26 protein-coding genes are annotated in these 26073 nt (G+C 68.5%); 18 read left to right on the top strand and 8 right to left on the bottom strand.

What is annotated here, in order from left to right:
* Positions 1-14 precede the first annotated feature (14 nt).
* On the top strand, positions 15-995 hold the full coding sequence (gene thiL / locus QM591_RS09060; protein WP_415131735.1) for a thiamine-phosphate kinase: 981 nt from the start codon (positions 15-17) through the stop codon (positions 993-995).
* Between the two features lie 33 nt (positions 996-1028).
* Here the strand turns inward: thiL and rsmD are convergent, their stop codons facing one another.
* Positions 1029-1586, bottom strand: coding sequence for a 16S rRNA (guanine(966)-N(2))-methyltransferase RsmD (rsmD, locus tag QM591_RS09055; RefSeq protein ID WP_415131733.1), 558 nt, complete (start codon positions 1584-1586; stop codon positions 1029-1031).
* A complete protein-coding gene (locus tag QM591_RS09050; RefSeq protein WP_415131731.1) occupies positions 1583-2203 on the bottom strand; it encodes a 1-acyl-sn-glycerol-3-phosphate acyltransferase in 621 nt (206 codons plus the stop codon). Before QM591_RS09050 ends, rsmD begins: the two co-directional genes overlap by 4 nt.
* 92 nt (positions 2204-2295) lie before the next feature.
* On the opposite strand from QM591_RS09050, the gene QM591_RS09045 reads away from it, so the two are divergent.
* The 6 genes from QM591_RS09045 (at position 2296) to mutM (ending at position 7416) form a co-directional block, all read left to right on the top strand.
* Positions 2296-4455 (top strand): ATP-dependent DNA helicase RecG, encoded by a 2160-nt coding sequence (locus QM591_RS09045; RefSeq protein WP_415131729.1) that lies wholly within the window; start codon positions 2296-2298, stop codon positions 4453-4455.
* A gap of 78 nt (positions 4456-4533) precedes the next feature.
* The gene (gene coaD, locus QM591_RS09040; protein ID WP_067160617.1) at positions 4534-5031 is read left to right on the top strand and encodes a pantetheine-phosphate adenylyltransferase; all 498 of its coding nucleotides are present in this window, start codon (positions 4534-4536) and stop codon (positions 5029-5031) included.
* 25 nt (positions 5032-5056) lie between these two features.
* Positions 5057-5605, top strand: a complete 549-nt coding sequence (locus QM591_RS09035; RefSeq protein ID WP_415131776.1) for a YceD family protein — start codon at positions 5057-5059, stop codon at positions 5603-5605.
* Positions 5606-5607: 2 nt separating this feature from the next.
* The gene (rpmF, locus tag QM591_RS09030; RefSeq protein ID WP_013586329.1) at positions 5608-5817 is read left to right on the top strand and encodes a 50S ribosomal protein L32; all 210 of its coding nucleotides are present in this window, start codon (positions 5608-5610) and stop codon (positions 5815-5817) included.
* 14 nt (positions 5818-5831) lie between these two features.
* Entirely contained in the window at positions 5832-6524 is a 693-nt protein-coding gene (gene rnc, locus QM591_RS09025; protein ID WP_415131725.1) for a ribonuclease III, read from the top strand.
* On the top strand, positions 6517-7416 hold the full coding sequence (gene mutM, locus QM591_RS09020; protein WP_415131723.1) for a bifunctional DNA-formamidopyrimidine glycosylase/DNA-(apurinic or apyrimidinic site) lyase: 900 nt from the start codon (positions 6517-6519) through the stop codon (positions 7414-7416). Before rnc ends, mutM begins: the two co-directional genes overlap by 8 nt.
* Before the next feature lie 42 nt (positions 7417-7458).
* On the opposite strand, the gene QM591_RS09015 is transcribed toward mutM, so the two are convergent.
* Together QM591_RS09015 and QM591_RS09010 are read right to left on the bottom strand one after the other, a co-directional pair.
* Complete coding sequence (locus QM591_RS09015; protein WP_415131721.1) at positions 7459-8547, bottom strand: GNAT family N-acetyltransferase; 1089 nt, start codon at positions 8545-8547, stop codon at positions 7459-7461.
* An 83-nt stretch (positions 8548-8630) separates the two neighbouring features.
* Positions 8631-8900, bottom strand: coding sequence for a hypothetical protein (locus tag QM591_RS09010; RefSeq protein WP_415131719.1), 270 nt, complete (start codon positions 8898-8900; stop codon positions 8631-8633).
* 413 nt (positions 8901-9313) lie between these two features.
* Between QM591_RS09010 and smc the strand changes: the two genes are divergently transcribed.
* The 3 genes from smc to QM591_RS08995 all read left to right on the top strand — a co-directional run bounded on the left by smc (position 9314) and on the right by QM591_RS08995 (position 14340).
* Positions 9314-12811, top strand: a complete 3498-nt coding sequence (smc, locus tag QM591_RS09005; protein ID WP_415131717.1) for a chromosome segregation protein SMC — start codon at positions 9314-9316, stop codon at positions 12809-12811.
* Between the two features lie 83 nt (positions 12812-12894).
* Positions 12895-13767, top strand: coding sequence for a signal recognition particle-docking protein FtsY (gene ftsY / locus QM591_RS09000; protein WP_415131715.1), 873 nt, complete (start codon positions 12895-12897; stop codon positions 13765-13767).
* A gap of 72 nt (positions 13768-13839) precedes the next feature.
* The gene (locus QM591_RS08995) at positions 13840-14340 is read left to right on the top strand and encodes a DUF2004 domain-containing protein (protein ID WP_415131713.1); all 501 of its coding nucleotides are present in this window, start codon (positions 13840-13842) and stop codon (positions 14338-14340) included.
* A 33-nt stretch (positions 14341-14373) separates the two neighbouring features.
* Here the strand turns inward: QM591_RS08995 and lipA are convergent, their stop codons facing one another.
* A complete protein-coding gene (gene lipA, locus QM591_RS08990) occupies positions 14374-15390 on the bottom strand; it encodes a lipoyl synthase (protein ID WP_415131712.1) in 1017 nt (338 codons plus the stop codon).
* Positions 15387-16028: a lipoyl(octanoyl) transferase LipB gene (gene lipB / locus QM591_RS08985; RefSeq protein ID WP_415131710.1), complete on the bottom strand. Its 642-nt coding sequence runs from the start codon at positions 16026-16028 to the stop codon at positions 15387-15389. The genes lipA and lipB overlap by 4 nt, the downstream gene beginning before the upstream one ends.
* A gap of 58 nt (positions 16029-16086) precedes the next feature.
* Between lipB and QM591_RS08980 the strand changes: the two genes are divergently transcribed.
* From QM591_RS08980 to QM591_RS08965, 4 genes are all read left to right on the top strand, one after another.
* Positions 16087-17076, top strand: a complete 990-nt coding sequence (locus QM591_RS08980) for a TetR family transcriptional regulator (RefSeq protein ID WP_415131708.1) — start codon at positions 16087-16089, stop codon at positions 17074-17076.
* A 12-nt stretch (positions 17077-17088) separates the two neighbouring features.
* Positions 17089-18642 carry a signal recognition particle protein gene (gene ffh, locus QM591_RS08975; RefSeq protein ID WP_415131706.1) on the top strand — a complete coding sequence of 518 codons (1554 nt, stop codon included), beginning with the start codon at positions 17089-17091 and terminating at the stop codon, positions 18640-18642.
* A 121-nt stretch (positions 18643-18763) separates the two neighbouring features.
* Positions 18764-19936 carry a hypothetical protein gene (locus QM591_RS08970; protein WP_415131704.1) on the top strand — a complete coding sequence of 391 codons (1173 nt, stop codon included), beginning with the start codon at positions 18764-18766 and terminating at the stop codon, positions 19934-19936.
* Entirely contained in the window at positions 19933-21606 is a 1674-nt protein-coding gene (locus QM591_RS08965) for a glycosyltransferase (RefSeq protein ID WP_415131702.1), read from the top strand. The genes QM591_RS08970 and QM591_RS08965 overlap by 4 nt, the downstream gene beginning before the upstream one ends.
* Before the next feature lie 18 nt (positions 21607-21624).
* Here QM591_RS08965 and QM591_RS08960 read toward each other — a convergent pair whose 3' ends face one another.
* Positions 21625-22788, bottom strand: a complete 1164-nt coding sequence (locus QM591_RS08960; RefSeq protein WP_415131700.1) for a glutamate--cysteine ligase — start codon at positions 22786-22788, stop codon at positions 21625-21627.
* A gap of 184 nt (positions 22789-22972) precedes the next feature.
* Between QM591_RS08960 and rpsP the strand changes: the two genes are divergently transcribed.
* Genes rpsP through trmD form a run of 4 tightly spaced genes read left to right on the top strand, consistent with a single transcriptional unit; the run spans position 22973 to position 24964 of the window.
* A complete protein-coding gene (gene rpsP, locus QM591_RS08955) occupies positions 22973-23392 on the top strand; it encodes a 30S ribosomal protein S16 (RefSeq protein ID WP_415131698.1) in 420 nt (139 codons plus the stop codon).
* 4 nt (positions 23393-23396) lie between these two features.
* Positions 23397-23627, top strand: a complete 231-nt coding sequence (locus QM591_RS08950) for an RNA-binding protein (protein WP_067160575.1) — start codon at positions 23397-23399, stop codon at positions 23625-23627.
* A 1-nt stretch (position 23628) separates the two neighbouring features.
* Entirely contained in the window at positions 23629-24243 is a 615-nt protein-coding gene (rimM, locus tag QM591_RS08945) for a ribosome maturation factor RimM (RefSeq protein WP_415131696.1), read from the top strand.
* Between the two features lies 1 nt (position 24244).
* On the top strand, positions 24245-24964 hold the full coding sequence (trmD, locus tag QM591_RS08940; protein WP_415131694.1) for a tRNA (guanosine(37)-N1)-methyltransferase TrmD: 720 nt from the start codon (positions 24245-24247) through the stop codon (positions 24962-24964).
* On the opposite strand, the gene QM591_RS08935 is transcribed toward trmD, so the two are convergent.
* The gene (locus QM591_RS08935) at positions 24950-26065 is read right to left on the bottom strand and encodes an alpha/beta hydrolase (protein WP_415131692.1); all 1116 of its coding nucleotides are present in this window, start codon (positions 26063-26065) and stop codon (positions 24950-24952) included. The genes trmD and QM591_RS08935 overlap by 15 nt on opposite strands.
* Between the last annotated feature and the right edge of the window lie 8 nt (positions 26066-26073).

Below are 26073 nucleotides of genomic sequence, written 5' to 3'. Positions count from 1 at the left end.
GCTACCGTGGAGGGATGACTCCCTCGCCCTCCCCGACGGTCGCCGACGTGTCGGAGCAGGAGCTCGTGGCGGCGATCCTGCGTGTGCTGGCGGGGTCCTCCCACGCCGTCGTCGGACCAGGCGACGACGCCGCGGTTCTGGCCGCTCCCGGTGAGCGCGTGGTCGTGACCACCGACACGTTGGTGCATGGACCGGACTTCCGGCTGGCATGGTCCTCGCCGTTGGATCTCGGCTTCAAGGCGGCGGCCGTGAACCTTGCCGACGTGGCGGCCATGGGCGCGCGACCGACCGCGTTGTTCGTCGCCCTGGCACTTCCCGAGACGACGACCGTCGCGTTCGTGGAGGAGCTTGCTGCGGGCCTTCGCGCAGCGTGTGATGACCTCGCCCCCGAGTGCGCGGTGGAAGGCGGCGATCTCACCGTCTCGGACACCCTCACGATCGCCGTGACTGCGGTCGGGGTTCTCCCGGGGCGACCGGTGCTCCGCTCCGGTGCCCGGCCGGGGGATGTCGTCGCGGTTGCCGGCGAGCTGGGCCCGGCCGCTCGTGGTCTCGCCGTGCTGTTCGATCGCTTTCGAGACGAATCCGGTCATCCGGTAACGGTGGACCCGGCGCTCCTGAGCGCGCGCGAGCGCGAAGAGCTTCGGGCGCAGTTGCGGCCTCGGCCGCCCATCGGCGCGGGGGTTCGTGCCGCGGAGGCGGGAGCGACGGCGATGATGGATGTCTCCGACGGCCTTCTCCTGGACGCCACGCGGCTGGCGGACGCCTCGGGAGTGACGGTCGACCTCGATGGTGTCGAGGACGACGCGGCGCTTCGCGGCGGCGAGGACCACGCCCTCTTGGCCACGTTCGGGCCCGGGCGGGATCTTCCGACGGGCTTCCGGCCGATCGGGACGGTGCGGCCCCGCGGAGACGTACCGGTCACGATCGCCGGCGAAGCGGCCTCCGGTGCCGGCGGCTGGGACCCTCAGCGGGATTGGGACTCCGCGCGAGGCTGAGCGATCGGGGCACGATCGAGCGGGTCCGGGCGTTCACTCCCGCGTGTACCACCACAGCGTCGTGTCGCCGTAGCGTTTGGTCCGGTCGGGAGACAGCTCCTCGGGCACGTGGGGCTCGGGGGAGCGCGAGCTGCGTTCGACGATCACGATCGCGCCGTCCGCGAGACGCGGGGTCAGGAGGCCGAGCGTGGTCGTCAATCCGGCATCGTCGAGGTCGTATGGCGGGTCGAGAAAGGCGAGATCGAACCTCCCCGTCGAGGTGCGGAGGAAGCTCTCGGCCGTCATGCGGTGCACGCGGACCGGGGCTGCGCCGACGGCATGCTGCACCGATCGTGCATTCTGCGCCGTGACGGCGGCGGAGCGCGGCGCGCTCTCGACGAGGTCGGCAGAGGCGGCGCCTCGGCTGATGCACTCCAGTCCGAGGGCTCCCGAGCCGGCGTAGAGATCGACGACGCGCGCCTGGCGGAGCACGTCGCGGCCCTCCAACGCTCCGAACAGCGACTCCCTCACTCGGTCGCTCGTCGGACGCGTGCCTGATCGCGGTACGGCAAGGCTCAGCGAGCCTGCGACTCCGCCGATGATCCGCGTCATGCCGTCATCCCGCCCGGGCGGGCACCGGCAGATCGAGCGTCGGAGGCGGGAGCGGTTTCGTCGCGCAGCCGCGGTTCCACGCGCTTCTCCGGCCGGAGGCCGGACTTATCGGCGTAGAACGCGCGGATGCGGTCCATGTCCGTCTTCGTGTCGCCGGTCGGAGAGAAGGTGGGGCCGAGGCCCGCCGTCATGGTGGTGCGGTCGACGTAACCGAGAGTGAGCGGCATCTCGGCCGCAACGGCGATCCGATAGAAGCCGCTCTTCCAGTGGTCGTGAGCGCCTCGGGTGCCGTCGGGGGTCACGACGAGGCCGAACCTCTCACCGGCGCGCACCCGCGCGACCACCTCGTCGACCACGCGCCCGGCATCCTGACGATCGACCGGGATCCCGCCGAGCCGGCGCATGATCGGGCCTCGCCAACCGGTGAACAGGGTGCTCTTGCCCAGCCACCGGATGCGGATGCGGAGCCTCCAGGCGATCGCCAGCATGAGGACGAAATCCCAGTTGGAGGTGTGTGGCGCTCCCACGAGCACCGTGGGGCGAGCCGGTGCCGGTTCCGTGCGCAACGTCCATCGGCTGACGAGCCAGTAGAGGCGGGCGAGCGACGAACGGATCACCCGTCCACCCTAGTTGTCCCTCCCGCCTCGAGTCCGTGCCGCGGACCTGCACCTGCCTCCGCGGCGTCGGCCGTGCTCCCTAGACTCGAGGCATGACGTCGTTCTCGCTGACCACCGACCTCGAGTCGGTCATCGGTGCGAAGACTGCGAAGACCCTCTCCCGCGCCTTCGGCATGCACACGGTCGGAGACCTCCTCGGGCATTACCCGAGGCGTTACGCCCGCCGCGGTGAGCTGACGCCGATCTCGACGCTGCCGGTCGGGGAACAGGTCACGATCGTCGCCGAGGTGCGCTCGGTCTCGACCCGACCGATGCGCGGACGTCACGGTGTGCTCCTCGAGGTCGTGATCAGCGACGGTGCGGGCACCCTCAATCTCACCTTCTTCAACCAGGCGTGGCGCCAGAACGAGCTGCGGGTCGGGCGGCAAGGGATCTTCTCGGGCAAGGTGGGCGAGTTCAAGGGACAGAAGCAGTTCGCCCATCCCGATTACGAGCTGTTCGACGACGAGGAAGAAGCACGGTCGAGCGCCGAGGCTCGACAGCACCAGCCCATCCCGATCTACCCGGCGACGAGCACCATCACGAGCTGGCAGCTCCACAAGGCGGTCCTCCACGTGCTGGCGGGGCTGGGTGAGGTGCCCGATCCCCTCCCCGAGCCGCTGCGAACGGCCGAGGGCCTCCTGGATGCACGGACTGCCCTTCGGCTCATCCATGCGCCCGACCGGCCGGAAGACGTTCCCCTCGCGCGCGACACGCTTCGCATGCACGAAGCCTTCGTCCTCCAGGCCGCGCTGTTGCAGCAGCGTCAGGCGGTGCGCGAACTCACGGCCACCGCGAGGCCGCCTGGCGATCTCCTGGAGCGCTTCGACGCCGCGCTGCCCTTTGCTCGCACGCCGGACCAGATCGTGGTCGGCGACAGGATCGCCGGGGATCTGCAGGGCTCGTGGCCGATGAACCGCCTCGTCCAGGGGGAAGTCGGATCTGGAAAGACGCTCGTGGCTCTTCGCGCGATGCTCCAAGTGGCCCAGACCGGTGGGCAGGCGGCGCTGATCGCCCCGACTGAGGTGCTCGCCGCCCAGCACGTCCGCTCGATCGCGCGAATGCTCGGACCGCAGTTGGCGCCCGAACTGATGCCGACCCTGCTCACAGGTCAGCTGCCGGCCGCTGAGCGACGCAAGGCCGCGCTTCGGGCCGCATCGGGGCAGGCGAGGATCGTCGTCGGCACGCATGCGCTCCTGAGCGCGTCTACGACTTTCGCCGACCTGGGACTCGTGGTCGTCGATGAGCAGCACCGCTTCGGCGTCGATCAACGCGAGTCGTTGCGGGCCAAGGGAGCCGCTCCCCACGTCCTCGTGCTCACGGCGACTCCGATCCCGCGCACCGTCGCCATGACGGTGTTCGGTGATCTCGACGTGTCCACGATCCGCACCCTCCCCGCCGGCCGTGCCGGCATCTCCACCTTCGTCGCGCCGGTGGCAGAGAAGCCGGGGTGGTTCGGCCGCGTCTGGGAGCGCGTCACCGAGGAGGTCGCGGCCGGTCACCAGGTGTTCGTCGTGTGTGCCGCCATCGATGCCGCGGCAAAGGACGCCGATGCCGAGAGGCCGGATGCCCCGCCCGTCGACGGAGAGAGCGAGCGGACCCGGTGGGGCGTCGTGCAGGTGGCGGAGATGCTGGAGCGCGACCCGTCGTTCGACTCGATCCGGGTCGCACAACTGCACGGCAAGATGCCCGCCGACGAGAAGGACGCCGTGATGCAGGCCTTCGCCCGTGCCGACGTCGACGTCCTCGTCGCGACGACCGTGGTGGAAGTGGGTGTCGACGTGCCCAACGCCTCGACCATGGTGATTCTGGAGGCGGATCGTTTCGGTGTGTCGCAGCTTCACCAGCTGCGGGGCCGCGTCGGGCGGGGGAGCGTGGCCGGGCTGTGTCTGCTCGTCACCGAGGCCGCCCAGGGCACCACCGCGCGCAGCCGCGTCGAGGCCGTCGCGGCGACGACCGATGGATTCGCCCTGGCCGAGGTCGATCTCGAGCTCCGGGGCGAGGGTGATGTGCTCGGTGACGCCCAGTCGGGTGCCCGGTCGTCTTTGCGACTCCTGCGCGTCGTGACCGACGCGGACGTCATCCTCCGTGCACGTGCCGCGGCGGAGGACGTGCTGCAGGAGGATCCGACGCTGTCGCGCCACCCCGAGCTCGCCGCAGCGATCGAACGACGCGTGGGCCGCGAAGAGCGGGCCGCACTCAACAAGAACTGAGGTCGGTATCGCGTCGGTGGCTGGACCGTTCGGGTGCAGAGCCGGCTCGAGCGCGGAGCCCACCGGTAGGCTGGAGGCATGAACAACCGCATCGCGGTCGTCCCCGGATCGTTCGACCCTCCGACCCTCGGTCACCTCGATGTCATCCGCCGGGCTGCCTCGCTCTACGATCAGCTCCACGTGCTGGTGGTGCACAATCCCGGAAAAGAGGCCATGCTGCCGATCGCGCAGCGGCTGACCCTCTTGGAGCAGTCGGTGGCCGACGCCGGGATCGAGGGAGACATCGTCGTCGCCTCGTGGAGCATGGGGCTGTTGGTCGACTACGCGACCGACGTGGGGGCGGGGGTGCTCGTGAAGGGCATCCGTTCGCAGGTGGACGTGGCCTATGAGACACCGATGGCGATCGTGAACCGTCATCTCGCCCATGTGGAGACGGTGTTTCTCCTTCCCGACCCGGCGCACGCGATGGTGTCGAGCTCGCTCGTCCGGCAGGTCGCCGCGTTGGGGGGAGATGTCTCGCCGTTCGTGCCGCCGCCGGTGGCACGATTCCTCGACACCGGCTCGCGAGAGAACTGAGGAGGTTGCGATGTCCCGTCGTCACCTGAACGGACCCTTCGTGCTCCCCGTGCGCGATCTCGTCCACCGTCCGGGGGAGATGCGCGAGCATTCCCTCCAGACGGAAGCCCCCGACAAGTGGGGCGAGGGGCTCGTCGCGGTCGAACAGGGCACGCCCGTCCTGATCGACGTGCGTCTGGAGTCCGTCCACGAAGGGATCCTGGTCACCGCGGAGATCGACACCCGCTACGACGGTGTCTGCGGCCGGTGCCTGCGCGAAATCGCCGAGCCCGTCCAAGTCGAGTTTCAAGAGCTCTTCGGGTATCCTGGATCGGAAGCGAATGACTTCGAGGTTCAAGACGACCACGTGGATCTTGAAACTCTGGTCAGGGATTCGATCGTCCTGTCGCTTCCATTCCAACCGGTCTGTCAGCCGGATTGCCCCGGGCTCGACCCGACAACGGGCGAGAGGCGGGCACCGGGATCGGTTCCGGAAACCCCGATCGATGTGCGCTGGGCCGCGCTGAAGGCCCTCAAACCAGACCACGACGTCCAGGCATCGCGCCCTGACGCCGCCGATACAGAGAAGAGTTAGCCATGGCAGGTAACCCCCCGAAGCGGAAGGTCTCCCGCTCCAACACGCGTTCGCGCCGTGCGCAGTGGAAGGCCGAGGCGCCCGCGCTGGTCAAGACCATCGAGAACGGCAAGGTCGTCTACAGCCGTCCTCACCAGGCGAAGGTCGTCACCGACTCGCAGGGCACCGAGCTGTTCCTCGAGTACAAGGGCCGCAAGGTCGCCGACGTCTGAACGACGGTGACGTCGTGACAGACGTTTCTCACGAGCACGCAGTGCTCATCGGCAAGCTCGGGGTCGACATCGACCCCGAGCTTCTGTCGCTGGCGCTGACACACCGTTCTTACGCGTACGAGAACGGGGCGATTCCGCACAACGAACGCTTGGAGTTCCTCGGCGACTCGATTCTGGGGCAGGCCGTGACGGTCCACCTCTTCACCCGTCACCCTGAGCTGGACGAGGGAGCCTTGGCGAAGCGGCGCGCGAGCGTGGTCTCCACGGTCGCCCTCGCAGAAGTCGCACGCACCATCGGCCTGGGCGAGCATCTGCGGCTCGGACGTGGCGAAGACCAGACCGGCGGACGCGACAAGGACTCGATCCTCGCCGACACGATGGAAGCGGTCTTCGGCGCCACATTCCTTTCCGCCGGATCCGAAGCGGCCACGTCGCTCGTTCTTCGACTGCTCGAACCGCTCCTGGCCGACCCCGCTCGTTACGGGGCCGCGATGGACCCGAAGACGAGTCTGCAGGAGCTCGCCGCGCGCTTGAGTCTGTCGCCCCCGACGTATGCCATCACGGCTGAGGGCCCCGACCACCACCGCCGCTTCACGGCGACGGTGACGGTGGGCGAAGTCATGTCGACGGGGATCGGCTCCAGCAAGAAGCAGGCCGAGATGGCGGGTGCCCTCGCGGTGTGGCGGCAATTGTCCGGCCGTGCCTGAGCTTCCCGAAGTCGACGTCGTGCGCGCGGGGCTGGCCCCCGCTGTCTCGGGCGCCGTGGTCGCCTCCGTCGAGGTCCGCGACGCTCGTGCGCTCACGCGCCATCCGGGAACCGCGGAGGATTTCGAGCGCCGCCTCACCGGAGCTGTGCTCCAGGCGCCGGCACGCCGAGGCAAGTTCCTCTGGATCCCGATGGCGAAAACATCGCAGGCCCTCGTCGGTCATCTGGGGATGAGCGGCCAACTGCTGCTCCGGGCGCCCGGTGCTCCGACCGAGCGCCACGAGAGGATCCGGCTCGCGCTCGAGCATCCGCGCCATGGCGAGCTCGCCGTCGTGTTCGCCGATCAGCGCACCTTCGGATCGCTGGCCCTGGACACCCTCGTGCCCACGACCGACGGGCGCGCCGGTGGGTGGGGGACCGACGAGGCGACGGTGCCGACCCAGGTGTCGCACATCGCGCGAGACCCGCTCGACCCCGCGTTCTCCGACTCTGCATTCGTCGGTCATCTGGCGCCGAGAAGAGCGGCCATCAAGCGCGTGCTGCTCGACCAGACGATCGTCAGCGGCATCGGGAACATCTACGCCGACGAGTCGCTATGGGCCGCACGTGTGCATCCCGAGACGCCCGCGCAGGAGCTCTCCTCCCGGACGGCGCGTCGGCTTCTCGCGGAGGTCCGACTCGTGCTGCAGAAAGCCCTGGCCGAAGGCGGCACCAGCTTCGACGCCCAATACGTCAACGTCAACGGCCAGGCGGGTTACTTCGCGCACAGCCTCAATGCCTACGGGCAGACCGGGAAGGCGTGTCCGCGGTGCGGAGCGAAGATCGTCCGCGTCGCGTTCACCAACCGCTCCTCGCACTATTGCCCGCGCTGTCAGCGCCTGGCTCGTCGCTGAGGCCCCTCCACGCGTCGAGGCTCAGCGACGCGCGAGGAACGGTCAGTCGAGGGTCTTCTTCCACGCTCCCTCGTAGCCGACGGGCCGGAATCCGATGGCCTCGTTGATGTCGAGCATGGGGCGGTTCTCCTCCGCGTTGTATGTGGTCACCTTGGGGGAGGACGGAGCGGTGTCGCGCCATGCGCGCAGGGCGGCGCACTTCACGAGCTGGCCGAGGCGGTGTCCCCGGTGTTCACGTAGGACGAGCGTGTCCTCCTGATGGGTCGGGAGTGTGAGGTCGGACCCGATCACGAGTTCGTTGAACGCCACGAGCTCTCCACTGTCGATGTGTTGCGCGGCCGTGATGAGCGCGGTCATCCCGGCGTCCCGCCAACGAGCCTCGTGGCGCAAGACGCGGTCGGCATCCCACCGCTCCTCGTCGATCTCCAGTCCTGCGGCCGGCGCATCGGTGGACATGCGTGACTTCATCCAGGCGTAGCCGGCGCGGTGCTCGGGCGGGGTCGGCGCCTGCCACTGCACCACGCGATACCCGGTCGAGGCACGCTCGGCCTCGGCCAGCAACCGGTCGACGGTCTCCACCGAGGTGGCCAGATCGAGATCGCTGCGGCGCTCGACCTGCTCGAGCGCGTAACCGTTGGCCAGAAAGAAGCGGGCGGCACGGTCCACCGGGATCGTGCCGAACCCGGTCGGCGGCTCGAGGCGTGCCACGGCGTCCGAGGTGTCGTGCGTGTGGAAGGCCCAGGACTGCAGGACCGATCTTCCGTGCTCTCGGGCCGTTCGCTCCACGAGTGTGTACGCGGCGGTTCCGATGCCCCGGCCTTGGTGCGATCGCAACAGTTCGATGAGCCAGAATGCGCTTCGCGACCCCTCCTCCTGCGGGAGATCGACACCCACGCGCCCGACGAGCTGGCCGTCCGCCACGACGATCCACATGAATCGTCTCTCGTCGGGGTTCGGGTGAAAGTGCGGCAGGAGTTCCGAGGCCGTGCGCGCATCGTCGTCGTTGCCGATGATCTGTCGGTACACCTCGTTGCGCACGCGAGTCATCTCGACGAAGTCGGCGGCGTCAGCGTCGCCGGGGCGGGCGGGGATGTGCAGGGGGCGGAACTCGAGGTCGAGAGCCGTGTCCATGGGATTCCTTCGGGTGGGTGGCGACCGGTGCCGGCGCGCCTGTGCGCGATCCGGCACCGGCCGTCCACAGCGGTGGAGGTGATTCAGATGCTTGTGAAGTGGCGCTGCAGTTCCCAGCGCAGCTCACGCTGTTCGCGCTCGCGGCGCAGCTCCCGGTTGCGGAGTGCACGATCAACAGCGTGCGCATGATCAGGCGGGCGAGTGCTCCACAGGAGCAACTTGAGCGCGATCCGCAGGGCGATCCGATCGAGGAGCGCGGTACGCGGGGCGTTCAACTGCAGAGTGGTGGTGAGAGTGTCCTGCGACGTCGATTCGTCGAGGACGCGCTGCGGCGCGGTCAGGGTGGTGTTCATGAGTGGTTTCCATTCGAGCGGAGATGATGTCGCGAGCGCGACGGAGAGGTGCCGCCGGGGGCGGCGAGGAACGTGCCGCAGCACGAGAGACGGATGACCGCAGACGGAAGAGACGTGCCGCAAGGGCACAGTCCTTCTGCGAGGTCAGTGGAACGCGACGATAACGGCGTTCGGCGCGAATCCGAAGGAGCGGGTCCCGGTGTACGCGCGACGGGGAGCGGTTACTCCGCTGTTCATCATGTGCATCATCTTCAGGACCTCCTTTCTCAACTTCGGACGCGACTTCGCAGACTAATGGGAAATCTCCGACAGCGTCAAGCCGGGGCCACGATACGGCGTGTCGGTGGTCCCGGGATTCCGTGGTGCCGTCCGCTACGGTGGAGCCACACACCCTGTCCGTGGAGGAACCCCGAATGCACCTGAAGAGCATGACGCTCAAAGGCTTCAAGTCCTTCGCACAGCCCACCACGTTCGCTCTCGAACCGGGCGTCACCTGCATCGTGGGACCGAACGGGTCCGGTAAGTCGAACGTCGTCGACGCCCTGGCCTGGGTGATGGGGGAGCAGGGGGCCAAGACCCTCCGTGGCGGCAAGATGGAAGATGTCATCTTCGCGGGGACGGCGACGCGTGGCCCGCTCGGGCGCGCCGAAGTGCAGCTCACGATCGACAACTCGGACGGCGCGCTCCCGATCGAGTACTCCGAAGTGACGATCAGCCGCACACTCTTCCGCAACGGCACGAGCGAGTACGCCATCAACGGTGAGAGCTGCCGACTGCTCGACGTGCAGGAGCTGCTCAGCGACTCGGGTCTCGGGCGTGAGATGCACGTGATCATCGGTCAAGGCCGCCTGGACACCGTGCTGCAGGCGACCCCCGAGGACCGCCGTGGCTTCATCGAAGAGGCCGCCGGGATCCTCAAGCACCGCAGGCGTAAGGAGAAGACACTCCGCAAGCTCGATGCCATGGAAGCGAACCTCACGAGGTTGAGCGACCTGGCCGGTGAGCTGCGCCGGCAGCTCAAACCCCTGGGCAAGCAGGCCGACATCGCTCGCGAGGCCGCCACGATCGCGGCGGTCGTGCGCGACGCGAAGGCGAGGCTCTACGCCGACGAGCTCGTCGGACTTCGGGCACAGTTGGCCGATCACGCCCGCGCCGAGCACGAGCGTCACGCGGAGCGCCTCGTCCTGCAGGACGAGACAGGGCAGTTGGCGGAGCTCATCCGCGCACGGGAGGCGGAGCAGCGTTCGGATGTCGTGGACCGTGCCCGGGCCACGGCCTTTGCGCTCGAGCAGGTGCAGGAACGTCTCCGCGGTCTCGCGACTCTCACCGCTCAGCGGCTCGCTCTGCTGGAAGACGACGGGCAGCTCGCGATCGACGTCGCGACCGTCAGCCAAGCAAGCATCGACGAGGCGCGCGCGGAGATCGACGAGATCGGTTCCGGGCTGGGCGAAGCGCAGGACGCTGCAGCCGCCGCCGCGCGCGACGTGATCCGCGCCCGCGCCGAGCTCGATGCGTTGGACGTCGACATCGCAGCCCAGAGCGCGCTGGTCTCCGAGCACGACATGCGGCTCACGACGCTGCGCGGTGCTGCCGATGCGGCCACGTCGCGACTGGATGCCGTGCGCGGAGCAGTCGAACGGCAGCAGCGCGCGCTGGATGCCGCTCTGGAGCGGCGAGTCGAGGCGGAACAGGCCCTCGAGGGGGTCGATCCCGAGCTCGTCCCGGAGGGCTCGTCGGCGGAGCACGCCGCGGCGTACGAACGCGCCCAACGTGATGCTTCCGAGGCGGAGACCCGCGTGGGGAGTCTCCGCGAGAGGCTCCACGCCGCCGAACGCGAGGTCGAGTCGCTGCGCGCGCAGGCCACCGCGCTCAGTCGGGCGCTGGATGTCCGCAATGCCGCAGCGGCGCTCATCGGACGCGGCGGAACGGGCATCCGCGGCCTCGTGAGCGATGCGGTGAAGGTCACCCCCGGGTATGAGGCGGCAGTCGCCGCGGCGCTCGGCTCCCTCGCCGACGGTCTTCTGGTCGACGATCTCGCCGCGGCCGTGGACAGCGCGGCGGCGGCGCGCGATGCGGATCTCGGTGTCGTCGACATCGTTCTGGCGGAGGCGGCCGGCGCCGCGGTCGCGGACACGTCGATCGACGGTGCCGTGCCCGCTCGTGACATCGTGTCGGCGCCTCCGGGTGTCCTCGGGTTGCTGGCGGGCGTCTTCGTCGTCGACGACCTCGAGGCGGCCCGGTCCGTCCGGGCGACGCTGACGGTGCCGGCGACACTCGTCACGCGCGCCGGCGAAGTGCTGACGGAGTTCACCCTTCGCGCCGGATCGGGAGGTGGCCGTTCGAGGCTGGAACTCGCCGCCGAACGTGACGCGGCCCAGGACCGGCTCGACGAGATCGCGGTGGTCGCAGACTCGCTCCGTGAGGCTCTGGAGGAGGCGCAGCAGGCCTGGAACGAGGCGCGGCGGCGCACGAAGGAGTCGCTGCAGACGCTGAGGGAACACGATGCGGCGTTGGCGGCCCACACGGAACTCGTCAACCGTGCGACCGTTCGTCACGAGGCGGCCGTCGCGGAGTGCGAGCGGCTGGAGGCAGGTGTGCGCCAGGCAGAGTCCGCCGTCGCCGAAGCCGAGACCGCAGCCCGGAGTGCGAAGGAGGCCTACGAGAAGGCGGTCGCGGCCCCCCGGCCCATCCTCGATGCCTCCGCTCGCGACGGGCTCTTGGCCGAACTCGAGCGGACACGCGACGCCGAGATGCGTGCGCGCCTCGACGTGGAGACGCTCAAGGAGCGCGTGCGCGCGGCGGAGTCCCGTGTCGTGCAGCTGGAGCGGCAGCGCGAGCGTGAACGGGCGGCGGCGGAGGAAGCGGCGCGGCGGGCCGTCATCCGGCGTGCGCAGCGCGACCTTGCCGCAGAGGTCTCCGAACAGCTGCCTGCTCTCCTGGAGTCCGTGGACCGCTCCGTGACCAGCGCGCGGGTCGAGCTCGAGCTCGCCGAGCAGTCGCGGACCGCCGTCACCGCGGAGCTCTCGGAACTGCGACGGCAGGAGGCGTCCGCGCGCGAGCGTCTGAGCATCCTCACCGAGAGCGTCCACGGGCTCGAGCTCCAGATGCACGAGAAGAAGCTCCACGTCACCTCGCTGCTCGAGCGTGTGTCCAGCGAGCTCGGCGTGGACGAGCGTATTCTCATTTCGGAATACGGTCCGGACCAGCTGATTCCCGGCGAAAGCGAGGAAGACGAGCCCCAGCCGTTCGAGCGTTCCGCAGAGGAACGCCGGCTGCGCGACGCCGAACGGAAGCTCGCGCAGCTGGGTCGCGTGAACCCGCTGGCGCTGGAGGAGTTCGCTGCCCTGGAACAGCGCCACGCCTTCCTCACCGAACAGCTCGCCGACCTCACACAGACGCGCGCCGATCTGCTCACGATCATCGAGGAACTCGACGAGAGGATGCAGACGATCTTCCTCGCCGCCTTCGAGGACACCAAGACCGCCTTCGGAGAGGTCTTCCCGATCCTCTTCCCCGGCGGCTCCGGAAGCATCTCGCTGACCGACCCGGACCACCCGCTCACGACGGGCATCGACGTCTCGGTGCGTCCGGTCGGGAAGAAGATCGAACGGCTCTCGCTGCTTTCCGGAGGGGAGCGGTCACTGGCCGCCGTTGCGCTCCTCACCGCGATCTTCAAGGCCCGCCCCAGCCCCTTCTACATCCTCGACGAGGTGGAGGCGGCACTCGACGATGCGAATCTCGGGCGCCTGTTGGGCGTCTTCGAGCAGTTGCGCGCCTCGAGCCAGCTGATCGTCATCACCCACCAGAAGCGGACCATGGAGATCGCCGACGCCCTCTACGGCGTCTCGATGCGCCAGGACGGCGTCTCGGCGGTCGTGGGGCAGCGGGTTCGCGAGAAGACCTCGGCGTGAGCCGGTCCCCGTCACCGCGCCCGTTCGCGGAGCCGCGATGCGTCGTCACTGCTCTTTCCGCGACGACCTCCTAGGCTGGAGGCATGGCGGAGAGTTCGTGGTCCCTGGGTCGTGCATTGCGCGGCATGTTCGTCAAACCGACGATCGACGAGACGACCTGGGACGACCTGGAGACCGCCCTGCTGACGGCCGACTTCGGTCCGGACATCACCGAACGGCTGCTCGATGAGCTCCGGGAGAAGGTGGAACGTTTCCGCACCACTGATCCACGGGATCTGCAGCGGATGCTCCGAGAGACGCTCGAGGAGCACTTCGCACGGTTCGACACCACGCTCAAGCTCACCGAGCGGCCCGCCGTCGTCCTCGTGGTCGGGGTCAATGGCGTGGGAAAGACCACGACGATCGGCAAGTTCGCGCACTACTTGCAGCGCTTCGGGCGATCGGTCGTGGTCGGAGCGGCCGACACTTTCCGGGCGGCGGCGGTGGACCAGCTGGCGACGTGGGCCCAGCGCGGCGGTGCAGCCATCGTGCGGCCGCAGCAGGAAGGCCAGGATCCCGCCTCAGTCGCCTATCAGACGATCGACCATGCCCTGCGCAACGGCACCGAGATCGTCCTCGTCGACACCGCCGGTCGTCTGCACACCAAGGGCGGGCTCATGGACGAGCTCACCAAGATCCGACGGGTGATCGAGAAGCTCGCGCCGATCAGCGAGGTGCTGCTCGTCCTGGATGCAACGACGGGCCAGAACGGCGTGATGCAGGCCGAGGCGTTCCTCGAACACGCGGGGGTGACAGGCCTCGTCCTGACCAAGCTCGACGGATCCGCGCGTGGCGGCTTCGTTCTCGCCGTGCAGGAACGCACCGGCATCCCGGTGAAGCTCCTGGGCCAAGGCGAGGGGATCGGTGATCTCACGGGTTTCACTCCGCACGTCTTCGCCTCGGCCCTGGTCGACTGAACGGGCCTGCGGAGCGACGTCGCACTGCCGCAGAGGGTCGCGCCGACTCCCGCAGGGTGATTGCATAGAGCCATGGCGATCGAGCACGACTACTTCGGACTGCTGGAGTCCGGCCCCGACGGATCGATCTTCTGGAGCGAGGTCGTGGACTTCGGAGACCAGACGGTCACCGTCGACCTCACCGCGCCGGATCAGGATGATGTGTCGGTCGAGGCGCTCGATGTCGCCGCCGCCATGATCTCCTCGATCGAAGACGTGGACCTGCGGGCCCGCAATGCGATGGTCTCTGAGCTCGACGACCGCACGAGCGAAGTGACCGAATACATCCTTCAGCAGCAGGAGCAGCTGGGGGAGGAACTCGAGGCCTTTCTCGCCGACATCTCGGGTGACACGCATATCGATGTCATCCGGTCGCTGCAGCTGGTCAGCATGACGATCCTCGCCGATGAGCACGGCGGGACCGACCCGTTCGCGGTGCTGGAGTACGCGCTCGACCGTGACGCGACCGACGAGGTGCTGTTGGTCAACCTCGCCGGCGACGGTTCCGTCCAGTCGGTGACCAGCGCGGACTGAGCTGCCGCCCGACCGCCGCCCCAACGCGCGGGTTCACACTGCCTGGGCGAACTCCCCGCTATCGGCGAGGTGGGCCAACCCCGCCGGGATCTCGCGCCCCTTGCTCACCATGGACTGTGCCCAGAGGCGACCCGCCCGGTAGGAAGACCGCACGAGCGGCCCGGCCAGCACGCCGAGGAAGCCGATGCGCTCCGCCTCGTTCTTGAACTCTACGAACTCTTCGGGGCGCACCCAGCGGTCGACCGGGAGGTGGCGCGGCGTCGGGCGGAGGTACTGCGTGATCGTGACGATGTCCGTTCCGGCGTCGTGCAGATCCTGCAAGGCCGAGATCACTTCTTCCTTCCGTTCGCCCATGCCGAGAATGAGGTTGGACTTCGTGATCAGACCGGCCTCGCGGGCTCGGGTGAGAACGCCGAGGGACCGCTCGTAGCGGAAGGCAGGCCGAATGCGCTTGAAGATGCGTGGCACGGTCTCGACATTGTGCGCGAACACCTCGGGGCGGGAGGCGAAGACCTCGTCGAGAAGGTCGGGCTGGCCGTTGAAGTCGGTCGCGAGGAGTTCGACGCCGGTGCCGGGGTTCGTCGCGTGGATACGCCGGACGGTCTCGGCGTTCAGCCACGCGCCCCCGTCGGGGAGATCGTCGCGCGCGACGCAGGTCACCGTGGCATACCGCAACTGCATCCGAGCCACGCTCTCGGCGACCCGGCGGGGCTCGTCGGTGTCGTATGCGGCGGGCTTGCCGGTGTCGATCTGGCAGAAGTCACACCGCCGCGTGCACTGTGATCCCCCGATGAGGAACGTCGCCTCTCGGTCCTCCCAGCACTCGTAGATGTTGGGGCATCCCGCTTCCTGGCAGACCGTGTGCAGCTGCTCGTCCTTCACGAGCGCATGAAGCTGCTGATACTCCGGGCCCATCTTCGCCCGAGTCTTGATCCACTCCGGCTTTCGCTCGATCGGAGTCTGCGCATTGCGCACCTCCAGTCGGAGGAGCCGTCGTCCCTCGGGGGCAGCGGGGGAGTCGCCGGGATCGACGGTGACGCCACAGCTCATGCCGCGACCTCCGTCGCGAACTCGGCGCGGAACGCGGCCTCCACGACGGGCAGGGCATCGGCGGGGCTGATCACCGTCCCCGCGACCTCGCTGAGCGTCGTGACACCGGCATCGGTGATCCCGCACGGGATGATGCGCGAGAACGGCAGGAGAGAATTGTCGCAGTTGAGGGCGAACCCGTGCATGGTGACACCGCGCTGTACGCGCACACCGATGGCCGCGACCTTGTCCTCGGACAGGGGGCGGCGCACCCAGACGCCACTGCGTCCCTCGACGCGATAGCCGTCCACGCCGAACTCCCGGAGCGCGTGGATCAGAACTGACTCCAGTCGTCGCACGTGAGCGACCACGTCCACGGGCTCGGGAAGGCGGACGATCGGATAGCCGACCAGCTGACCGGGACCGTGCCAGGTGATCTTGCCGCCGCGGTCGACGTCGATGACGGGAGTGCCGTCCTGGGGCCGCTCATGACGCGCGGTGCGCGCTCCCGCGGTGTACACCGCCTCGTGCTCGAGGAGCAGCAGTGTGTCCGAGCGCTCTCCGGTCACGATCTCGGAGTGGCGTCGACGCTGGAGCGCCCATGCCTCGGAGTACGGAACAAGGCGCGGGGCCAACCCCACGGTCTCGACGGTCAGCATGAGCCCTCCTCGATTACCTGGACGCCGTCCAACAATACGCCATCGATAGGCTGGCGACATGCGTGCCGGCAGACCCAGGTCCACCTCTCCCGAGACGATCGCCGAGGCCGCCTGCGAGCTGTTCCTCGAACGCGGCTACGTGCAGACGACGGTGGACGACATCGCGCGCCGGGCGGGTGTGGCCCGGTCGAGCTTCTTCAACTACTTCGCGTCGAAGTCCGCCGTGCTCTGGGCGGGCTTCGATGAGCGCATCGAGGCGGCGGAAGAGTCTCTCAACGCAGGCATGGCCGTGCGTGAGGCACTGACGACCGCCTTGGCGGACCTTCGCCCCGACAGTCTGGCTCTGGCCATGACGCACGCCGAAGCGATGGGTCTGGATGAGGAGCTCCCGCGCGAGATGGCGTGGCGGCGCGCGCGGCTCAGTGCGGCGGTCTGCACCCGTGTGCAGCGTGACGGTTGCCCGCCGCTCGTCGCCGACGTGGTCGGGAGCGCGCACGCCGGGGCCGTCACCGGCGCTCTGGCCGAGTGGGCGCGGCGGGGCCCGGGCCACGTGCGGCTCGACGTCGTTCTCTCGTCGGCGCTGGACGCCGCAGCACCGACGTTGCCTGCTCCGGTCCGTCAACTGCGCGTGGTCGCGCGCGCCGACGACTTCGAGGGCGCGTTGCGGTTCTATCGCGATGTGCTCGGTATGCCGCAGCGCGCGGCGTTCCAGGGTGACGGCGGCGCACGCGTCGCGATCCTTGATGCCGGGCGAGCGACGGTGGAGCTGGCCAACGCCGCCCAGATCGACATGATCGACGCGGTCGAGACGGACGGGAACACCCCGAGCGAGTCGGTGCGGATCGGGCTCGAGGTGGACGACGCCGCAGCAGCGACGCTGTCGGCGACGACGGCGGGCGCGCTGCTGGAGGCGACGCCGAGGGAGACGCCGTGGCGATCCGTGAACGCGCGCGTGCGGGCGCCGGCCGGTCTTCAGGTCACCTTCTTCCAGGAACTCGGCGAGGCACAGGGCGATGCCGGGCGTCTGGACGCTCGGCCCCTCCCGTAGAATCGGTGCATCATGGCGACTTTCGGCACACTCTCCGACCGGCTCACAGAGACCTTCCGGAATCTCCGCACCAAGGGCAAGCTGTCGCCCGCCGACGTCGACGGGACGGTCCGGGAGATCCGGCGCGCACTGCTGGACGCGGACGTCGCGCTGACGGTCGTCAAGGACTTCACGGCTCGCGTGCGTGAGCGCGCCTTGGGAGACGAGGTCAACCGGGCGCTGAATCCCGCGCAGCAGGTCGTCCAGATCGTCAACGAAGAGCTGATCGGGATCCTCGGCGGTCAACAGCGCCGGCTGCAGTTCGCCAAAAACCCTCCGACGGTGATCATGCTCGCCGGCCTCCAGGGTTCCGGTAAGACGACCTTCGCCGGCAAGCTGGCGCGCATGCTCGAGAAGGACGGCCACACGCCGCTCCTGGTCGCGGCCGACCTTCAGCGCCCGGATGCCGTCGGTCAGTTGACGGTCGTCGCCGAACGCGCGGGAGCCACGATCTTCGCGCCGGAGCCGGGCAACGGCGTGGGTGACCCGGTCCGGGTCGCACGCGACGGCGTCGAACATGCACGTCGGCATCAGCACGATGTCGTCATCGTCGACACTGCGGGCCGTCTGGGTGTCGACGCCGAGCTCATGAAGCAGGCCGCCGACATCCGCCGCGCGGTCGATCCCGACGAGGTTCTCTTCGTCATCGACGCGATGATCGGCCAGGACGCCGTGAACACGGCCCGCGCCTTCCAGGAAGGCGTCGACTTCACCGGCGTCGTCCTGTCCAAGCTCGACGGCGACGCTCGCGGTGGGGCGGCGCTATCGGTCGCTTCCGTCACGGGACGCCCCATCATCTTCGCGTCCACGGGCGAGAACCTCGAGGATCTCGAGCCGTTCCACCCCGATCGGATGGCCAGCCGCATCCTCGATCTCGGTGACATCCTCACCCTCATCGAGCAGGCGCAGGCGGCTTTCGACGAGGAAGAGGCGCGGAAGGTCGCCGAGAAGCTCGCGACCGAGCAGTTCACGCTCGAGGACTTCCTCGAGCAGATGCAGCAGTTCAAGAAGATGGGCTCGATGAAGAAGATGCTGGGGATGCTGCCGGGCGCCGGCAACATGAAACAGCAACTCGAGAACTTCGACGAACGCGAGATCGACCGCACGGAAGCCATCATCCGTTCGATGACCCCCGTCGAGCGTCGCAATCCCAAGCTCCTCAACGGTTCACGTCGGCTGCGGATCGCACGGGGCTCCGGCATGACGGTCACCGACGTCAACCAGCTCGTGCAACGCTTCGACCAGGCGGCGAAGATGATGAAGACCGTCGCCCGCGGCGGCGTGCCCAACATTCCGGGCATGGGTCCCATGGGTGGCAAGCCGGGCGCATCGAGCAAGCGTGGGAACAAGCAGAAGAAGTCGGGGGGCTCGCGATCCGGAAACCCGGCGAAGCGGGCCGCAGAGAACGCTGGCCTCGCGGCATCGTCGACGACCCCCAATCAGGCCGGCAGCGGGTTCGGTCTCGGCCGTCCGGCGGCGGGCGAGCCCGACCTGGCCGAGATCCAGAAGCTCTTCGGCAAGGGCTGAGGCGCGGCGCCGCTCGACACCATTCGCCGCTGCCACGCTAGGCTGACCCGCAATGACGTGCGACGCCGATGGGGGCGTCGACCGCTGGGGGCCGTGCGGGGGAGAAGCTGGCGGGTGAGAAGTGGCGAGGACAGTCTCTGCGACGTCCGTTTTCGAGCGGGACACTCCGCTCTTCGTCGAGAGTGAGACGGGTCGCCTCGCGAAGTACCCGGCTTCGCCGTGGGCGCGGTGGGGTCTGCGGCTGCTCATTGCCGCGATCTTCGCGGCGATAGCAACCATCTACCACCTCGGAAGTGATGGCGACTGGTCTGCGACGGCGAACGGCGCTCTCGCCGAGCGTGTGCCGGTGCTGACGCGCGGGGCGTTCGACGACGGGGTCGGGATCGTCGGTGCGCTGTACCCTCCGCTCACGAGCCTCCTCGCGCTGCTCATTCCCGGCGGTGCATATGGTCTCGCGATCGCTGGCAGCGCGGCTGCAGGCCTCATGCTGCAGCTGATCGTTCAGTCCCTCCAGCGCAAGGGCTTCCCCTTCGGCATGAGGATCGTCTTCACCCTGACCCTGGCCACGACCCCGATCTTCGCTTACATCGCCACGACGAACTTCGAGTCGATCGTCGGGTTGCTCTTCTTCGGGCTCGGCATGGTCGACCTGGTGCGATTCGTCACATGGGCCAATACGCAGGCCGGGTTCCGGGCGGGCTTGCTCTTCGCGTGTGCAGCGTGCTCGGACTCCACGGTGACCTTCTCGGCCCTCGTCGCCGCCGTCGCCGGCACGCTGATCATCCAGTCCCGTCGTGGCGCGAGACTGGCCAACGCTTTCGTCGTCGCGTTCCCGACACTCGCACTGTTCGCGTCTCTGGCTCTTCTCGGGATCGCCTTCGGTGCGGGACCGCTGGCCATGGTGCGCGGCGACCTCGCGTGGCACCCGGAGCGGTTGGAGGGCTTCCTCGGTTCGCTGACCTCGCCCGGTGGCTTGTTGTTCCTCGCTCCGATCGTGGTGATGATCCTCACCTCCTTTGCGCTGAGGTTTCCGGGCACGGCACTGATCGCCGTGTTCCTCGCTGTCAGCACGTTGCTCGCGTACTTCCTGGGGCTGACGCCACCCGGAAACGCCGGGACGACCTACACGCTCATGCTCCTTCTCGCTGTGGCCATCGTCCCGGCCGCGACGACCCTCGCTCATCGGCTGCTGACGGCGACCGTCGCGGTCGTCCTCTGGCTCATCGGTTGGGCCACGTCGTCGCAATGGGCCACACTCCGCGATTGGCTGGGCGTCGTGGGAGGTGTCGCGTGAAGGCTTCGCAGGAACGCGGGCTCTGGAACGCCGCGTGGCGCACCCGATACGTGCAGGAGGGCTGGATGCCGCTCGCCTGGGACGGGGACACGGTCGTGGTCGGCGCGTCGCGGGACCTCGGGCGCGGGGTGCGCAACGAGATCCGACGGGACCTCGGCGCGACCGCGATCCAGGTGCGGCAGGTCGCCCACCGCGAGGTCGTGGACGGCGTCCTCGCACAGTTCCGTGACGAGTTCGCCGATCATGCGGCCAACGGTCTGGCGGATGATGATCCGGAGCTGTCGGCGCGGCACGTGCTCTCTCGTGCGCAGCAGGTCGGACTCGTGGTGGTCCTCCTGATCGTCGTCGCCTGCGCCGTCCTCTGGCCGCTTCCGACGGTCATCACGGTGATCGCCGTGGCGAGCGTCGTCTTCCTCTCCAGCACGCTCTTCAAGTTCTCCGTCGCCCTCCATGGATCGCGGTACGACCTCGTCCAGCGTGTGGACGCATCGGCCATCGCGGCGCTGCGGGACGACGACCTCCCCGTCTACACCGTGTTGGTCCCGGTGTTCCGGGAGGCGAAGATCGTCGGCCGATTGGTGGAGAACCTCGGGCGACTGGACTATCCGGTCGACAAGCTGGAAGTGATCATCCTCGTCGAGGAGGAGGACGACGAGACGCGTGACGCGATCGCCGTGTCCGAACCGCCCGCCAACTTCGTCGTCGTGACGGTTCCGCGCGGCACGCCGCAGACCAAGCCGCGCGCCTGCAACGTCGGTTTGGAGGTCGCGCGCGGCGAGTTCCTCGTGATCTACGACGCGGAGGATGCGCCGGAGCCCGACCAGCTGAAGAAGACGGTGGTCGCGTTCTCGCGTGCCGAGGAGTCGACAGTCGTCATGCAAGCCGCCCTGAACTACTTCAACGCTCGCGAGAACATCCTGACGCGGATGTTCGCGCTCGAGTACAGCTATTGGTTCGACTACATGCTCTCGGGCCTCGACGTGCGTGACCTCCCGATCCCGCTCGGCGGCACGTCGAACCACTTCCGTACCGCGGCCCTGCGGGAGCTCGGCGGCTGGGACCCGTACAACGTGACGGAGGATGCGGACCTCGGCATCCGTGCGAGCGCCCTGGGTTACCGGGTCGGCGTCGTGGACTCCACGACGATGGAGGAGGCGACCAGTCGGATGGGCGTCTTCATCGGCCAGCGCAGCCGCTGGATCAAGGGCTACATGCAGACGGCCCTCGTGCACGCCCGGCGCCCGGGCAGATTGATCGCCCAGATCGGCCTGCGACGCTTCTTGTCCTTCACTCTCCTGATCGCCGGCACGCCGTTGACGTTCCTCGGAGTGATCCCGTTCACCGCGCTCCTCGTGGCCGCCTTCGCGATCCCGTGGCTGGATGTGTCGGCGGCCTTCCCTCCGCTCGTCCTCTGGCTCTGTCTCCTCAATTTCCTCGTGGGAAACGGCCTGATGGTCTACCTGAACATGATGGGACCGTACAAGCGGGGCACGTTCTGGCTCGTCGGCTGGGCGATGCTGAACCCCGTCTACTGGATCCTGCATTCTGCCGCGTCGTACAAGGCGCTCTGGCAGCTGATCACCAAGCCCCACTACTGGCAGAAGACCGAGCACGGTCTGTCGACGTTCCACCTCGACGCGGAGCCGACTCCCGTGCAGGCTGCGGGCTGAGGAAGGTGCCCCGACCCGTCAGACGGTGGTCGAGGAGAGATGCTCCCGCAGTGTGGGACCGGCGCGGAATTCACGGATGAGATGCTGCACGACCTCTCGCAGATCGCCGTCGGCGGCGTCGGCCACGAGAAGCTGACGCGCGTAGCTCGCGCCCTGGGAGAGGATCGTGTCGATCCCGGCCAGCTCACGCGCGCAATGCAGTTCATCCGCCACAGGGCGGAGTCGTTCGATCGTCTCCCGCAGGTGGTCGACCACGGGGCGTTGCGTTCCCTCTCGATCGACGATCACGCGCGCGTCGAGGCCGTAGCGTGCGGCACGCCACTTGTTCTCGCGGACGAACCACGGCGGGATGGTCGGGAGTTCACGCCCCTCGTCGATCTCACGTGAGAAATGCTCGACCAGCACCTGCACGAGGGCGGCGACCGCCGCGAGCTCCGGGAGTGTCGACATGCCGTCGCACGCGCGCACCTCGATCGTTCCCCACCGCGGTGCCGGGCGGATGTCCCACCGCACCTCGGTGGCATCTGTCATCACTCCGGTGCGCACCATGTCGTCGAGATAGGTCTCGAACTCCGACCATGTCTCCAGCGGCCACGGAAGGCCCGCCGTCGGAAGCTGCTGGAAGACCAAGGCGCGGTTGGAGGCGTACCCCGTGCGGTCCCCGGCCCAGAACGGGCTGGAGGCCGAGAGAGCTTGGAGGTGCGGAAGGTAAACCGCCAGCGCGTTGATGATCGGGAAGACCTTGGTGACGTCGTCGACCCCGACATGGATGTGGATGCCCCAGATCATCATGTTGCGGCCCCACCACTGCGTGCGTTCGATGAGGCGGTGATAGCGCGTCTTGTCCGTGACGCTCTGGTCGTACCACTGCGCGAAGGGGTGGCTGCCGGCGCACAGGAGCTCGATGCCGCGAGGCGCGGTGAGCGTGCGGATCTCGGCGATCGCGTCCGCGATGTCATCGACGGCGGCGGCGACGGTGTCGCCGACCCCGCTGGTGACCTCCACGGTGTTGGTGAGCAGCTCACCGGTGACGGTGTAGCGCTCCAGCGCCGTGCGGTCTTCGAGTTCGGGCACCAGCTCCGGGGCACGCGGAACGAGATCACCCGACTCGTTGTCGGCCAGCATCAGCTCCCACTCCAGCCCCACGGAGGAGCGGGCGGATGTCGCGAACGGCACCGTCATGCGCACAGTCTGACACGCCTGTGCGGGGGGATTCGCAGCATGCGTCATGATCTGGCAAAATAGATCGTTGGACCGGCGCTCGACCCTCTATCCAGCGTCTCGTCCGACCTCAGAGCTTCCGCCGGGTGTGCACCCCACTCTCCAGGCGACGTTCATCATCACTCCCACACCATTCAGGAGAATCGTGGCTGTCAAGATCCGTCTCAAGCGGCTCGGTAAGATCCGTGCCCCGTACTACCGCATCGTCGTCGCCGACTCGCGCACCAAGCGCGATGGTCGCGTGATCGAAGAGATCGGCAAGTACCACCCCACCGAGGAGCCCTCGTTCATCGAGGTCGACTCCGAGCGTGCCCAGTACTGGCTGTCCGTGGGCGCTCAGCCCACCGAGCAGGTCGCCGCGCTGCTGAAGCTCACGGGCGACTGGGGCAAGTTCAAGGGCGACGCCAACGCCGTCTCGACGGTCAAGACCGCCGAGCCGAAGGCGGAGTTCAGCGTCGACGCGTCCAAGAAGTCGGTCATCAAGCCCAAGGCGGAGAAGAAGGCCGAGGAGCCGGCTGCTCCCGAGGCCGACGCTGCCGAGGCCGAGACCACCGAGGCCGAGTAAGACCGTGCTCGCTGCCGCGCTCGAACACGTCGTCAAGGGGATCGTCGATCACCCCGACGACGTCACCGTCCGCTCGTCCACGTCTCCTCGCGGCGACGTGCTGGAGGTGCGCGTGCACCCCGACGACCGCGGTCGTGTGATCGGGCGCGGCGGCCGCACGGCCAAGGCGCTACGCACCCTCATGGCCGCTCTGGCCGACGGGTCGCGGGTGCGTGTCGACGTCGCGGACGACTGATATGGCCGCTGCAGAAGCCGCACGCACCCAGTTGCGCGTCGGCCGTCTCGTCAAGGCGCATGGACTCAAGGGTGCCTTCAAGCTCGAGCTCTATACGGACGACCCCGACGGCCGCTTCGTTCCAGGCGCGCAGTTCACCTTGCAGGTCCCCGAATCCTCACCGTGGCACGGGAAGACGGCCACCGTTCGGGAGTTCCGCTGGATGAACTCGCATCCCGTCGTCTTCCTCGAGGGGATCGACGACCGCACGGCAGCCGAGTCGCTCGTACGCGCGATCCTCTGGATCGACCAGGACGACGATGACCTCGCCGAGGACGACGCCTGGTACGACCACCAGCTGGTCGGTCTCTCGGTCATCCGGGACGGGGAGACGGTCGGTCAGGTCCGTCGCGTCGATCATCTGCCTGCGCAGGATCTTCTCATCGTCACGCCGGTGGACGGGAGCGATCGCGAGATCCTCGTCCCGTTCGTCGCCGCGATCGTTCCGGAGGTCGATGTCGTCGCCGGTCGGGTCGTCGTCACGCCCCCGCCGGGGCTCTTCGAGGAGCTGCCGGACGAAGAGTCACCGCGCGGCGAGACGGACGATGCACCCGGCGAGTCGTCCTCCGAGTCCTGACGTGCGCGTCGACGTCGTCACGATCTTCCCGTCGTTCTTCGACGTGCTCGAGGTCTCACTTCTCGGCAAGGCCCGTACGAGCGGCATCCTCGACGTGCGCATCCACGATCTGCGTGAGTTCACGACGGATCGTCACCGCACCGTCGACGACACCCCGTATGGCGGTGGCGCGGGAATGGTGATGAAGCCCGAGCCGTGGGGCCAAGCGCTCGACGCGCTCGTGGCCGGCCGCGACGCGAACGATGCGACGCGGCCGACGATCATCTTCCCGTCCCCCGCCGGAGAGCGGTTCACCCAAGCAACGGCCCGCGAGCTCTCCGGTCATGCCCACCTCGTCTTCGGCTGCGGCAGGTACGAGGGGATCGACGAGCGGGTGTTCGACTACGCCGAGACGCTCGGCGAGGTTCGCCTCCTGAGCCTCGGCGACTATGTCCTCAACGGCGGTGAAGTCGCCGCGATGGCGATGATCGAGGCCGTAGGCCGCCTGATCCCGGGCGTCGTCGGCAACCCCGAGAGCCTGGTCGAGGAGTCGCACGAGTCGGGCCTTCTCGAGTACCCCTCCTATACGAAGCCAGCGGTGTGGCGGGGGCGCGAGGTGCCACCGGTCCTGCTGAGCGGCCATCACGGCCACGTCGCACAATGGCGGCACGAGCAACAGCTCGAACGCACCCGCACGCGCCGTCCCGATCTCCTGGGCGACGACGATTCAGCCGTTGTGTAGAGCCCGCAGCGCCGAGACGACCTGGTCCTCCCATCGCCGGGACGCATCGAGCGACCCCGTGTACGTGGGCACGTCGTGCCCGACGCCGAGGTAGCGCACGACCGTCGCGTCGACCCCGCTGCTTCGCAGCGCCGCCCCGTAGGCGGCGCCGTCGCCGCGGAGGTTGTCGTACTCGGCGGTGAGGATGAGAGCAGGGGGAAGCCCGGAATGGTCCCGCGCCCGCAAGGGTGACGCGTACGGATGGCGCGCGTCACCTCGGGGTCCGAGGTAGGTCCTTGCGATCGACCGAAGTTCGCGGACGACGAACAACGCGGGGATGCCCATCGCCCACGTGGGGCGGAGGTCGATGTGCCGGCCGGTGAGGTCGGTGACCGGCACCTCCAGCACCTGGCATCGGATCGGGTGCTGCGCGCGGTCGCGGTTCATGAGGGTGACCGCTGCCGCGAGCCCACCACCCGCGGAGGTGCCCTGGAGACCGATGCGATCCGGGTTCACGCGCAGTTCTGCCGCGTGCGAGACGAGCCATTCGAGTGCAGCGTATCCCTGCTCCACCTGCGTGGGGAAGCGATGCTCCGGTGCCAACGCATAATCGACCGCGACGATGACCACGTCGGCACCTGCGGCACGACGCCGAAGGGCGGCGTCGGTGGTCGGGTAGTCGATGCCTCCGATCCGGAAGGCGCCGCCGTAGAAGGAGAGGACCGCGGGTCGGCAGCGCTCGTCGTCGGCGGGTCGATAGAGCCGGACGCGCACGGCAGGCAATCCCGGCACCGCGACGGTGTGCTCCTCGGTGGGGAGGTCGGGGCCGGGCGTACCGGCGTGTGTCAGCTCGTTGCGATCCCACGCCAGTGCCGCAGCGCGATGACGCTCGCGCGGGGTCGCGGCGCGAGCGTCAGCTCCGGGGCGGATCGGCGGCCGCTCGGCGGTGGTCGACCCGGCACTGAGCGGTCCGGCGACTCGGACGCCATCTCGCTGTGCCGCCCAGGGCCACCACCGCCGCACGGCGCCGCGCAGTCGCGCGCGGAAGCTCTTGACGGCGGTACGCAGCAGATAGCGGCGATGCACCCGGAGCCGCTCCGCGAAGTAGGGGTCCAGGGGCACGGTGGTGC

The organism is Microbacterium sp. (assembly GCF_047607225.1).
GTDB lineage: Bacteria > Actinomycetota > Actinomycetes > Actinomycetales > Microbacteriaceae > Microbacterium.
Note: the sequence above shows the minus strand (reverse complement) of the source record. Positions and strands in the feature narration are given on the sequence as shown.